This is a genomic window from Hahella ganghwensis DSM 17046 (genome assembly GCF_000376785.1).
Classification (GTDB): Bacteria; Pseudomonadota; Gammaproteobacteria; order Pseudomonadales; family Oleiphilaceae; genus Hahella; species Hahella ganghwensis.
In genome coordinates this window covers 1-11,609 of sequence record NZ_AQXX01000047.1, presented here as the reverse complement: position 1 = coordinate 11,609, position 11,609 = coordinate 1, and the positions used below count along the sequence as shown (strand labels likewise).

Sequence of the window (11,609 nt, the reverse complement as noted above, 5' to 3'; positions counted from 1 at the left end):
GGGCCTTGAGCCTTCTGATCTCCTCCTGCTCGGGAGTTAGCTTCCCATTGCCTCGAAAAGCCTGGCCGTCATCTCTGCGATGTTCCCTTATCCAGCGGCCCAGCATATTGGGGGTAATCCCAAGGCTTCGAGCAGCATCGGTTTGACTGTAGCCTTGATCCAGAACCAGGCTGATGGCATCCAATTTAAATTCTTTTGAGTACTTCTTTCGTGTGGTCAATTTCTTCATCTCCAGTTAGGGGTATTATCCTTAACTGGGTTGGTCTGTTCTATTAGGCCACGTCATACACCTACCGTCGCATTTGTAAATTACATAATGGAAGACCCGGACTTTTATGCGTTGGCCAAAGAAGCTCTGCTCCTTAACAGTCTTCAAGACTCTGTCAAAGAAGGCATTCACAGGCTTTCTGTTTTCAAGGAAATGCTGTCACGTCGGGCCAGAGAGGTAGAGAGTACGGCGAAAAAAGGACAGCAGAAGCTTGATGTCCAACTTTTGAATGCTTTGGTCAACGAGCGCAATGAGCTGGCCGGCCAGTTGGCTGAAGCAGAGAAAAAACAGGACTATAAGGCATTCTCAGCCCCGGACTTTGCGGCTGCTGATGCTCAATTGCAAAAACTGGAGCAGGAATATTCGGTAACGGCTCCTGAGTTGACGGCAGAAGAACGTTCACAGATCAAAGCCCGGATTGATCGACTCACAGGAATGGTTCTTTGGAATTCCATGGACGAGTATCAGCAGAATCGAAGTGCTTTGGTCACGGCATTACAGACCCTGGATGCGCAACTCAATCTGCTTAAACACAATTTCGTTCGTCTGAAAGAGGACTTCGGAAAGGGTGAGAGGTTTTTCAGTTCCAAGATCGAACGGGTCAGTAAGCTGAAACATTTGTATTCGTCGCTTCAACAGGATCTGGGAGAAGAACTCGCCGGACTCGATCAGCGTTTGACGACAAAAGGTGTTGAGTTACTCAATCAGCATTACGAACAAATTGATTCCTATTATGTCCGGAGTCAGTTGGCTCTGGTGAATCTATATGATGATCTGGCCCTGGCGGACCTGAAAAAATCCCAAGCGAAAAAAGCCCAGGGGGAGGCGCCTTTATGAGGATTGCGCTTCTGCTTATGTGCTTTCTGGTCTGTTTATCGCTGCAGGTTCAGGCTGACAGTGATAAAGCCATTGTGATTATTGATAAGGATGAGGCGGACAAAACCATTGGCGAGCTAAAGCCGGCTTATATCGACTTTAAATTTCGCACCAGCCCCAGAGTGTCATTGAATGAGGTGGTTCTCCGATATACCCGGTTGATCAGGGAAGCCGGGGATTCTGAGGTGCGTGTCAAAGCGCTGCATCGACTGGCCAATCTTGAGGATTTATTTGGTGCTGAACGTCCTGAGGGAATGATCGATGATGAAATCTGGCATATCGCCATCCAGAGTTATCAGGAAGTACTGAAGGTGCACCCATACGAAAAAGGGAATGACTGGGTTCTATACCAGTTGGCGCGGGCCTACGAGAATACCGGCGAGTTGGATAAAACGTTGTCCACACTGGAACGCTTGGTTGGGCAATATCCAGACTCGAAACTGGTGCCGGAATCCTGGTTCCGTATCGCAGAACACCGATACGGACGTAAAGAATATGCCAAAGCTGAAAAAGGTTATGCAAAAGTATTGGCGATGACTGAAAACCGTGGATTTCGGAATAAAGCGCTCTATATGACGGGGTGGTCTCAATATAAACAGGACCACCATGAAACGGCGTTGGACAGCTTTCTCGATGTGCTTAGGGGGATTCAGGATTCCCGTGGAGGAGATGGTTCAGCCGAGGCAGTGGAAGCCGATACCTTAAGGATTGTCGCTGTGATTTCCAGCGCGGGAAACGGGCCGGAGGCTCTGGCAGAAGTGATTCGTGCTAAAGACGCTGATGATATGGCCTCGGCATTATTTGCGCGTTTGTATCAACTCTACCTGGATGCTGAGCGATATCAAGACGCCGGTGAAACTGCCCAGGCGTATATTGATCACTATCCTTTTTCTCCTCAGCGTATTGAATTCCATGAACGGAAGATCGTGGCCTACCAGAAAGGAAGGCTGCCATCACTGGCCTGGCAGGAAAAAGAAAGGGTCGTTGCTGAATTCGCTTCAGGCAGTGATTATCTGAAGGCTCAGGATAGAGAGGCACAACATCAGATTAAAACAGTGCTTTACGGGTATATGGATGAGCTCGGCCAACGCAGCTATACCCTGGCCGGTCAGCAGAAAGGACAAGTAAAAAGGCACTTGCTGCAGCAAACGACCGATTACTTTGGTCGCATGGTCGATTTGTATCCCCATGAGCCAGCCTCAATACGTGGGGCTATGTTGGCGGGCGAAGCCTACTTCCAGCTCAGGGACTGGTACAATGCTGTCACTGCCTACGAAAGGGTGGCCTATCAGGTTGCTGGTAGCACTAATGAGGTCAACACACCAGAATCTTCTGGACCGACTGAGATTGACGCGAAATCGTCCAATGATCTTGTCAAACTGCGTCCGGAGGCTGGTTATGCGGCTGTTCTTGCCTATGGTGAGGCACTGAAGGAGTCTCCAGATGATCTGAGGCTGCGTGAAGCACGAGTCAAAGCGCTGATACGCTTTGCAGATACGTTCGAAGATGACGAACGTGCCGATGGCGTTCTGATGTTGGCGGCGACAGAAGAATATGCCATGAAAAATTACCAACAGTCTCTGAACCTGACGAAGCGGTTGACCGGCAACAGCAGTCAGTCTGATATTTTGCGTTCTGCCTGGAAAGTGGCGGGACATTCCGCCTTTGCCCTGAATCGTTTTACCGTAGCGGAAAAAGCCTATGTAAATGCATTGCAGTTCCGTAAACCCGGTGACGCTGACTACACTGCTCTGACTGATAGCCTGGCCGCCAGTATCTATAGTCTTGGAGAAGTGCGAGAAAAGCAGGGCGATATCCAGTCTGCCTTCAACGAGTATCAGCGTATTATTGAGCTGACGCCAGGTTCATCCGTGCGAATCAATGCTCAATACGATGCGGCAATGAGAGCGATTGATCTCAAACGCTGGAAGGAGGCTGAGCAGCTTCTCACCGATTTCCGAACCCGATTCCCGCAGCATACCCTGGCTGAAGGCATTGGTGAAAAGCTGGTTTATGTTTACATGCAAGATAGCCGTCAACTGCAGGCTGCAAATGAACTGCGCCAACTGACTCTGACGGAGTCGGATCCGGACCGGCGTCGCAAAGGACTACTGCAGACAGCGGAGTTATATCAACAGGCTGAAAGCTCTTCTGAGGCGGCAGCGCTTTTCAAAAGGTACATCAAAGAATACCCACGACCCTTCGAACCGGCCCTGGAGAGTTACCAGGCACTGGTGGAAATATCCAAAGCCTCACAATCTCCCGACCTTCGAAACTGGCAACAGCAATTGGTTGATTTTGAAGCCAGGGGGGGGAGTGACAGAACTATAGGGAGCAAGTCTCTGGCTGCGGCTTCCAGCTGGGAATTATTGCAGGCGGAAAAGGCTGAATATGATCGGGTACGACTGAATCTGCCTTTGAAACAATCCCTGGCCCGAAAACAGGCGTTACTGAAATCATTGGTGTCGCAGCTTAATCGAACCCTTGAGTACGGAATCACGGAATATACGACCGCCGCTAACCATATGATGGGAGAGCTCTATCTACAGCTGGGGCAGGATATTGTGGAATCCGAGCGGCCGTCTGACCTTTCCGGGCTGGAGCTGGAGCAATATACATTACTGCTTGAAGACCAGGCATTCCCCTTTGAGGACAAGGCGATTGAATTGCTGGAGCAAAACGTATCGAGAACCCGTCAAGGCATATATGACCAATGGGTCCGGGAAAGTTATGCGGCTTTAAGTGAACTGTTGCCCATGAGATATAAAAAGCAGGAGGTTGCGATTGATGTACCAGAAACTCTTCAATAGCAAAGGTCGGAATCTGCTGGTTCTTGTATTGGGAAGTCTGTTGCTTGTCGGCTGTGCTGCAAACCAGAATAACTCGCCCCCGGTAATTGCTGCCTCCAAACCTGAAGTCATCGTGTCCGATGAAATGAAGCAGCTATATGAGGCGGCTCTTCAGGCCATGAATCAGGACAGGCTGGGGCAGGCCGACAGTTATTTGCAACAGATTATCGATCTGGAACCCAACATCAGTGCACCCTATGTGACCCGGGGGCGAATTGCTGAAATGCTTGGGGATCGTGAGTCCGCGCAACAACTTTATCAGCATGCCCTGGTGGTGGATGCTTCCAATCATCGGGCAATGAATCAACTGGCGATGATGGCACGAGAAAGGGGAGAGTTTACAGAAGCAAAAAAAATGTACGAGCGGGCGATTTCCATCAAACCGGATGAGTCTCTATACCATAAGAACTATGCCATTTTGCTGGATATGTATATGGGAGATCTGGAAAGCGCGTTGGAGCACTATGAACTTTATCAGGAATTGCACAAACTGCCCGACAATCGAGTGGCATTATGGGTAGTAGATCTCAAACGCAGAATTCAATAAAGGCTCAGTTATGCAGATTCATCAAAGGCTTGCTATCCTTTTTACGGCTCTCTACAGTATCACCTCCGCTGCCGTAGAACGGATCGAACTGGAGGGAACCTCTGTTCGAGGTGATCAGGAGCAGCCCCAGGTCCTATATTTGATTCCGTGGCAAACCCCCGACAGTCCTGAAATTCAGGTGCCGGCGCCAAACCAGGAATTGGATGGCATCTTAGCGCCGGTGGAAAGACAAAGCTTTCGCGAGCGCCTGTATTACAGGCAACACCTCAAAATCGGCGACCTGGATCAGAATTAGTATTTAGACTTTTACAGGAGCCTTCTCAAATGTTTGAGACTATCGTTCGCTTTTTTCAAGACGGCGGAACCTTTATGTACCCTATTGCCGTTGTGTTAGTACTTGGCGTAGCGATTGCAATAGAGCGGTACATCTATCTCAGTGTTGCAAAGGTCAGCAACCGCTCGGATTTCAATAGACTTATCCCCATGGTCAGAAAACGCGATTATCGCAGTGCTCTGAAATATGCCAACCAGTCAAAGACTGCGATGTCCTCAATTATCGGCGCCGGTATAGGTCGCCTGTTAAACCGTCAGCCCAGGGATGAAATTGAATACGCCATGGAGGAAGGTTTGATGGAGGTCCTGCCGCGATTGGAAAAACGGACTCAATACCTGGCGACACTGGCCAACGTATCCACTCTTTTAGGGCTGCTGGGAACCATCATCGGTCTGATTGCGGCTTTTACCGCGGTCGCCAATGCCGATCCTGCTGAAAAAGCCAACCTGCTGTCGCAGAGTATTTCGGTCGCGATGAACACCACCGCTTTCGGACTGATCGCGGCGATTCCTTTGTTGCTTTTGCACGCGGTTCTGCAAACCAAAACTAACGAGATTGTTGACAGTTTTGAAACCGCAGGCGTGAAAATCATGAACCTGATTTCTGAGCGTCCCGATACCGAAAAAGCTTAATCCAGGGTAATCATCATGCGTCGTAAGCATCGTCGCCCGGAGCGCAATGCTGAGCTTGATATTACCGCGTTCATGAACCTCATGATCGTTTTGGTACCGGTACTACTTATCAATCTCGTATTTGCGCAAACCAGTGTTCTGGATCTGAATTTTCCGGAATCATCTGGGGGCAACAATAATGAAGAAAACCTGCAGTTGCAGGCCATCATTCTGGAAGACCAGATCATCGTGGCCGACAACAAGGGTGGAGTGATCAAGCAGATTCCTACGCTGGAAACCGGCGAGCACGATTATGCTCTGCTGGGGCTTGTGGCCAAGGATATTAAAGCGAGATTACCCGAAAAGCGTGATATCACCATCATGCCGAAAGATGAAACCTCATATCAGACTCTGGTGACCGCCATGGACACCCTGAGATCTTATAAGACGGTTCTTGCCGGTAGTGTGGTCAACGCTGAACTGTTTCCGGATATCTCAATTGCAGATGCGCCGGAAATTATTGATCCGTCAACAGCCGCGGGAGGTGCGAAATGAAGCAGTCCGCCCGCGCAAAACGTGTCCAGCGTCACTACCGCAGGATGCACAAAGCTGCCGGCCTGAACCTGGTTTCACTCATGGATATTTTTACCATTCTGGTATTCTTCCTGATGGTGAATTCCTCTGATGTACAGGTATTGCAACAGAACGCGGATATCAAGTTGCCGGTTTCAGTGGCCGACCAGCTTCCCAGAGATCTTCTGACCATTAATGTCTCGGCAGACAATATTGTGGTTGGAGGACGGGTTGTCGCCAATGCGGGAACTGCTGCGGAGCAAGAATCCCTGATTATCGGTGGCCTCAAGTCTGAGCTTGATTATCAGGCTTCCAGAACTGTTGCCGCAGACCCGAATGGCCGCCCCATCATGGTCATGGCTGACCGGGAACTGCCGTATAAATTGCTTAAAAGGATTATGTCCACCTGCGTGGAGTCCGGATACAGCAGTATATCTTTGGCGGTTACCCATAAAGCTGAAGGGGAGGCCGGCTCATGAGAACTGCAAGTCTGCCGTTACCCTGGCATGTGGATGCCAGGGAACGGGATCGGTTTCTCCTGATTCTGTTGAGCTGTTTTCTGGTATTTCTGATCATCGGGATAATCGTTCCACTGATTGATCTGCCGGAAAAAACCCGTGAGGAGCTTGAAGCGCTTCCACCTCAGTTGGCCAGGGTTGTGATAGAAAAGCGTGAGCTGCCGAAACCGGAAATCAAACAGCCGGAACCGGAGCCTAAGCCGGAAGAGGAAAAGGAAAAGCCGAAACCAGAACCTGAGCCTGAACCCAAGCCAGAACCGAAACCAGAGCCTAAGCCTGAACCAAAGCCCGAACCGAAACCCAAAAATGAGGTGGAAAAGGCACGGGAAAAAGCCAAGAGTACAGGGCTTCTGGCGTTGAGTGATGAGCTATCTGAGCTTCGTGCGCTGGCAGATACGGCTCCTGCTACTGATCAACCCTTACTGACGGCAAAACCGATTGCTCGGAAGTCTTCTGAGGGATTGGTGAATAACGTCTCAACCCGAAGCAGTGGTGGCGTTGATACGAGCCAGCTTGATCAGACTACTCAGAAAATGGCGTTGGCAACCCGCAAGGTTACCGAAGTGGAATCACCTGTTGCCGAGCAGGTCGCGAAGGAAGAAGCGACAGCCAAAAAATCACGAAAAAGCGGTGGTCGTTCAGCGGAAGAGATTCGTCGGGTATTCGATGCCAACAAAGGTGCGATATCACGAATCTACAAACGTGAGCTGAGGAAAAACCCAACGCTTAAGGGAGCGGTGACATTTGAGCTGGTGCTTGAAACCAGCGGCGCCGTGGCTTCCTGTAATGTGGTCAAGAGCGAGCTGGACAGTCCGGACGTAGAGCGCAAAGTCTGTGCCCGGTTGTTATTGGTGAACTTTGGCGCGAAGGAAGGTGGGCAACAGAAAGTTCAGTATCCTATCGACTTTTTCCCCACGTGATCGGATAGCCGATACGAAAAAGCCGGATGAAATACATCCGGCTTTTTTTATGGAAACTGATTATTCCAGATGAACTGTCTGATTAATCAATTGGAGCCTATGGTTATTTCGGGAAGTTCTGGCTTGTCTATCTGGATCTTGTCTTTCGGCGCGATAACTTTGGCCTGTCCCGTGACCACCAGTTCATCGCTCTGATTGAATATTTCACAACTGAGCACGACGCGTCCTTTCGGGAGCTTCTCTGTCACGGTGATTTTTGCTGTCAGAGTGTCGTTGATTTTTACTGGCCTTTTAAAGGCCATGCTTTGTTCCAGATAAATGGAGCCAGGCCCGGGCAAAACTGTGGCAATGGCGGCAGATATCAGTGCTCCCGACCACATGCCGTGGGCGATGCGTTCTTTGAATACGGTTGTTTCAGCATACTGGGGGTCCAGGTGGACTGGGTTCATGTCGCCTGAAACAGCAGCAAAGAGGATAATCTGTTCTTCGGTGAGGGTTTTGGTGAAGGTGGCTGTGTCGCCAACATTCAGTTCGTCGTAGGTAAAATTTTCAAGTACGTCCATAATTCACATCATTACTTTTGAGTGACTGCAATTGTTTCAGTTTAGCCCATATTCAGCTGGTAGGTAGAGCCTTCGTTAGAATCTCTGTTGCGTCCGTGTCCTGGAGTATGCCCTGAGTGGCCAACCATTCAAACATATCCTGTATTACCTGCTCCTTGTTGGTCTCATTCACCATTTCATGTCGCCCTCCCGGATAAAGAGTGCAGGTCAGATTGGCTATGCCACTCTGTTTGAGCTGACGTGCAAGCGCTTGTACTCCTTTGCCCATTCCTCCTACGGGATCTTTATCGCCAGAAAGCAGGTAATAGGGAATGTTTTTGGGGAGTCTGGACAGATTACGATATTTGGAAAGGTAATGGAGTCCGCCCAGAAAGTCGCACCAGAGCTGGGACGTGGCGATAAATCCGCAGTTGGGGTCATTCAGATACTGGTCGACTTGTTCAGGATCTCTGGAAAGCCAATCATGAGTGGTCCTGTTTGGTTTGAAATGACCATTGAAAGAACCGAAAGAGATAAAATTCAGTAGTTTGCTGCTATTTCTCGCTCCTAGACGTAGCTTCTCAAAACGTGCTATTTGAGCTGCGGCAGCATACTTGATTGGCGGAGAATAATTGCTGCCGGAGAGTATTATTGCGGAGAGTGAAGTAGGGTAATCCATCAGGAAATTCATCGTGACGAATGACCCCATACTGTGAGCAAACAAGACATGCGAGCCGTTATTCTGATTATTTGCGGGTCTGTGTTTCTGGCAGTAAAGATAGACCTGATTAAGATCCGCCATGACTTTCTGCCACCCGTTGCTATCGTGATAATGTCCCTTCAGACTTTTGCCGGTATTTCTACCGTGGCCACGATGATCATGTGCCACGACCATATAGCCTTTGTCTGTCAGCCTCTGCGCAAGATGGACATAGCGTGCACTGTGTTCTGCCATGCCATGTACTATCTGGAATACGCCTTTGTAGGGCTGATGGGAAGGGAGCCATTGGTATAGAGGAATTGAATGACCGTCGTGACTTTCTTGATCACCCTGGTTACCTTGATTACTCGGGTTCCCCGGATTATCCAGGCTCTTCAGTTCGAGTTCCTGATACTGCATCCTGTTTACTCTTAATTAGCGTTGTGCAATTAGCGTTCTGCGTAAGACATTTTGGTCGCGATAGATGACACTGATTGGTTAAGGATTAGTCTAATCAGTAGGTTACAAGGGCATATAAACCTTCGCACACTATCTAATATCATACCTTTGTCTATGTTGTGAGTCGCAAAGCTGGTATTCTTAGCCGCAAAAATAACATCATCATCTACTGCAATATGTCCTAACCCATATGGGGGATGCGTTCATTATTGTTTCGTGTACCCGGGGAGAGTGGTCGGAGCAGCTGGTGCTGTGAACTGTGTTGTTGGTTGTGGTCACATTCAAAGAGGAGCCTTATTGGAATCATCTTCAGGCTCTGGTGGCGATATTTTCCTACCGACAAATTCATAACAAAAGAATAAAGACTTTAAGCGATTGTATCGGGAGACAGGCGTATGGAGAACTTTTTCAAGGACAAGTATCCACCGGGAATTCCCTCCGAAGTTGAATTGGATAAATACACTTCTGTGGTCGAGATGTTTGAGCAGGCCTGCCAACGGTTTGCTGATAAGCCCGCGTTCTCAGCGCTGGGAACGACCATAACCTACGGTGAGCTGGAAGAACATACTCGCCATTTTGCAGCCTATCTGCAGCACCACACCAATTTAAAGCGTGGCGATCGTATTGCGATTCAGATGCCAAACCTGCTGCAATACCCGATTGCGGTTTATGGTGCCATGCGAGCCGGGCTGGTGGTGGTTAATACCAATCCGCTTTACACCGCTCGAGAAATGGAGCACCAGTTTAATGACTCTGGTGCGAAAGCGTTGGTCGTTCTGGCCAATATGGCGTCAGTGGCGGAAGAGGTATTACCCCATACGGGAATAGAGACAGTCATCGTTACGGAGATTGCAGATATGCATTCTCCGTTGAAGCGCTTTGTGATGAATAAAGCGGTCAAGTACATCAAGAAAATGGTGCCGCCATTCGATATTCCGCAGGCAATCCCTTTTACTCGTGCTCTGGCTCACGGCAGTAAGAGTGCTTTCCGGCAGGTGAAGATCAAAAAGGACGATCTCGCGGTGCTGCAATATACTGGTGGAACGACCGGAGTGGCCAAAGGTGCCATGTTGACTCAAGCCAATCTTGTGGCCAATGTTCTCCAACTGAAGCCTCTTTTGACTGTGCGTCTTGGTGAGGGGTGCGAAACCATCATTGCGCCACTTCCTCTCTACCATATTTACTCCTTTACCATGAACTGCGGAATTATGTTGGAAACCGGCAACCACAGTGTGCTGATTCCCAACCCGAGAGATCTTGATGGCTTTGTCAAAGAGCTTCAACGCTGGAAGTTCAGTGGTTTTCTGGGGATTAATACTTTGTTTGTAGCCTTGTGCAACAATGAAGGTTTCCAGGACCTGGATTTCAGTCATCTTAAGGTCACAGCAGCTGGCGGTATGGCTTTGACATCAGATACCGCCAAGATGTGGAAAACGGTCACCGGATGTGATGCCACAGAAGGCTACGGTATGACTGAGACGTCGCCCGTCGTTTCCATTAACCCTATCAATGCGGTTCAGATCGGAACCATAGGGCTTCCAATCCCGAGTACCAGGGTCAAAATCATCGACGATGAGGGCAAAGAGTTGTCGGTGGGGGAGGCTGGGGAATTGTGTGTTAAAGGTCCGCAGGTTATGAAAGGGTACTGGCAAAGACCGGACGAGACCGTCAAAACCATGACAGAAGACGGCTGGCTGAAGACCGGCGATATTGCCCTGGTTCAGAACGATGGCTATCTGCGCATCGTAGACCGTAAGAAAGACATGATTCTGGTGTCTGGATTTAATGTTTATCCCAACGAAATTGAAGATGTGGTGGTCAGTCATCCGGATGTAGTGGAATGTGCTGCTATCGGCGTGCCCGACCTTAAGAGTGGTGAAGTGGTCAAGGTTTTCGTAGTGAAAAGCAATCAGAATCTTTCAGAAAGTGCGCTGAAAGAATTCTGCAGAGAGCGTCTGACCGCTTATAAAGTGCCCAAATTCATCGAGTTTCGCGAAGAGTTGCCCAAGAGTAATGTTGGGAAAATTCTACGTCGTGAGCTGCGTGATGAAGAGGTTAAGAAACACAGTCATGCCGCTTAAGGCGACCATCGCGTACGGTTGAGAACTCTCTGTCTGAGGGGCCGGTGATGACCGCAATGCTGTTCACTTAAGTGTTTGAGTTAGCGCAGGGCTTAATAGAAAATCCAATGATGGAAACATCATCGGATTTTTTATGGATTTTCAGCAAGACCTGCTCGACCTCAGCGACCTCTTTAACTTCTCAGACCTCAGCTCATTTACTCAAAACATCCCCGTCGAATGGGTTGAATCTGCACTGCGTTTGAGTGCCTCCGCGACGATTAGAAGGCGCCGACTACCATCAGACCAAGTACTTTGGCTTGTCTTGGGGATGGCAATGTTTCGGGATGAA

Annotated in this window: 13 protein-coding genes; 10 read left to right on the top strand and 3 right to left on the bottom strand. The window is 49.2% G+C overall.

Annotated features, from left to right (window positions below):
- Positions 1-220: transposase (locus F566_RS0101310; RefSeq protein ID WP_026179669.1), on the bottom strand; the 220-nt coding region annotated here is incomplete at its 3' end.
- 96 nt (positions 221-316) lie between these two features.
- Here F566_RS0101310 and F566_RS0101305 point away from each other — a divergent pair.
- Genes F566_RS0101305 through F566_RS36665 form a run of 8 tightly spaced genes read left to right on the top strand, consistent with a single transcriptional unit; the run spans position 317 to position 7,496 of the window.
- The gene (locus F566_RS0101305) at positions 317-1,105 is read left to right on the top strand and encodes a hypothetical protein (protein ID WP_020405171.1); all 789 of its coding nucleotides are present in this window, start codon (positions 317-319) and stop codon (positions 1,103-1,105) included.
- Positions 1,102-3,954 carry a tetratricopeptide repeat protein gene (locus F566_RS0101300; RefSeq protein ID WP_020405170.1) on the top strand — a complete coding sequence of 951 codons (2,853 nt, stop codon included), beginning with the start codon at positions 1,102-1,104 and terminating at the stop codon, positions 3,952-3,954. The genes F566_RS0101305 and F566_RS0101300 overlap by 4 nt, the downstream gene beginning before the upstream one ends.
- On the top strand, positions 3,932-4,540 hold the full coding sequence (locus tag F566_RS0101295) for a tetratricopeptide repeat protein (RefSeq protein ID WP_020405169.1): 609 nt from the start codon (positions 3,932-3,934) through the stop codon (positions 4,538-4,540). Before F566_RS0101300 ends, F566_RS0101295 begins: the two co-directional genes overlap by 23 nt.
- A gap of 10 nt (positions 4,541-4,550) precedes the next feature.
- Positions 4,551-4,835 carry a hypothetical protein gene (locus F566_RS31530; RefSeq protein ID WP_020405168.1) on the top strand — a complete coding sequence of 95 codons (285 nt, stop codon included), beginning with the start codon at positions 4,551-4,553 and terminating at the stop codon, positions 4,833-4,835.
- Between the two features lie 29 nt (positions 4,836-4,864).
- The gene (locus tag F566_RS0101285; protein WP_020405167.1) at positions 4,865-5,506 is read left to right on the top strand and encodes a MotA/TolQ/ExbB proton channel family protein; all 642 of its coding nucleotides are present in this window, start codon (positions 4,865-4,867) and stop codon (positions 5,504-5,506) included.
- Positions 5,507-5,521: 15 nt separating this feature from the next.
- Positions 5,522-6,040, top strand: a complete 519-nt coding sequence (locus F566_RS0101280; protein ID WP_020405166.1) for an ExbD/TolR family protein — start codon at positions 5,522-5,524, stop codon at positions 6,038-6,040.
- Positions 6,037-6,537, top strand: coding sequence for an ExbD/TolR family protein (locus F566_RS0101275; protein WP_020405165.1), 501 nt, complete (start codon positions 6,037-6,039; stop codon positions 6,535-6,537). Before F566_RS0101280 ends, F566_RS0101275 begins: the two co-directional genes overlap by 4 nt.
- Positions 6,534-7,496 (top strand): AgmX/PglI C-terminal domain-containing protein, encoded by a 963-nt coding sequence (locus tag F566_RS36665; protein ID WP_020405164.1) that lies wholly within the window; start codon positions 6,534-6,536, stop codon positions 7,494-7,496. The genes F566_RS0101275 and F566_RS36665 overlap by 4 nt, the downstream gene beginning before the upstream one ends.
- Positions 7,497-7,582: 86 nt before the next feature.
- On the opposite strand, the gene F566_RS0101265 is transcribed toward F566_RS36665, so the two are convergent.
- A complete protein-coding gene (locus tag F566_RS0101265) occupies positions 7,583-8,059 on the bottom strand; it encodes a MaoC/PaaZ C-terminal domain-containing protein (protein ID WP_020405163.1) in 477 nt (158 codons plus the stop codon).
- 52 nt (positions 8,060-8,111) lie between these two features.
- Positions 8,112-9,158 carry an alpha/beta fold hydrolase gene (locus tag F566_RS0101260; RefSeq protein ID WP_020405162.1) on the bottom strand — a complete coding sequence of 349 codons (1,047 nt, stop codon included), beginning with the start codon at positions 9,156-9,158 and terminating at the stop codon, positions 8,112-8,114.
- 434 nt (positions 9,159-9,592) lie between these two features.
- On the opposite strand from F566_RS0101260, the gene F566_RS0101255 reads away from it, so the two are divergent.
- Together F566_RS0101255 and F566_RS0101250 are read left to right on the top strand one after the other, a co-directional pair.
- A complete protein-coding gene (locus F566_RS0101255) occupies positions 9,593-11,278 on the top strand; it encodes a long-chain fatty acid--CoA ligase (RefSeq protein WP_020405161.1) in 1,686 nt (561 codons plus the stop codon).
- 133 nt (positions 11,279-11,411) lie between these two features.
- On the top strand, positions 11,412-11,609 hold a 198-nt coding region (locus F566_RS0101250; RefSeq protein WP_020405160.1), incomplete at its 3' end, for a transposase domain-containing protein.

Excerpts from the sequence above, each read along its gene's own strand:
- F566_RS0101305 (WP_020405171.1), top strand. The coding sequence starts at position 317 with ATGGAAGACCCGGACTTTTATGCGTTGGCCAAAGAAGCTCTGCTCCTT.
- F566_RS0101300 (WP_020405170.1), top strand. The coding sequence starts at position 1,102 with ATGAGGATTGCGCTTCTGCTTATGTGCTTTCTGGTCTGTTTATCGCTG.
- F566_RS0101295 (WP_020405169.1), top strand. The coding sequence starts at position 3,932 with ATGTACCAGAAACTCTTCAATAGCAAAGGTCGGAATCTGCTGGTTCTT.
- F566_RS31530 (WP_020405168.1), top strand. The coding sequence starts at position 4,551 with ATGCAGATTCATCAAAGGCTTGCTATCCTTTTTACGGCTCTCTACAGT.
- F566_RS0101285 (WP_020405167.1), top strand. The coding sequence starts at position 4,865 with ATGTTTGAGACTATCGTTCGCTTTTTTCAAGACGGCGGAACCTTTATG.
- F566_RS0101280 (WP_020405166.1), top strand. The coding sequence starts at position 5,522 with ATGCGTCGTAAGCATCGTCGCCCGGAGCGCAATGCTGAGCTTGATATT.
- F566_RS0101275 (WP_020405165.1), top strand. The coding sequence starts at position 6,037 with ATGAAGCAGTCCGCCCGCGCAAAACGTGTCCAGCGTCACTACCGCAGG.
- F566_RS36665 (WP_020405164.1), top strand. The coding sequence starts at position 6,534 with ATGAGAACTGCAAGTCTGCCGTTACCCTGGCATGTGGATGCCAGGGAA.
- F566_RS0101265 (WP_020405163.1), bottom strand. The coding sequence starts at position 8,059 with ATGGACGTACTTGAAAATTTTACCTACGACGAACTGAATGTTGGCGAC.
- F566_RS0101260 (WP_020405162.1), bottom strand. The coding sequence starts at position 9,158 with ATGCAGTATCAGGAACTCGAACTGAAGAGCCTGGATAATCCGGGGAAC.
- F566_RS0101255 (WP_020405161.1), top strand. The coding sequence starts at position 9,593 with ATGGAGAACTTTTTCAAGGACAAGTATCCACCGGGAATTCCCTCCGAA.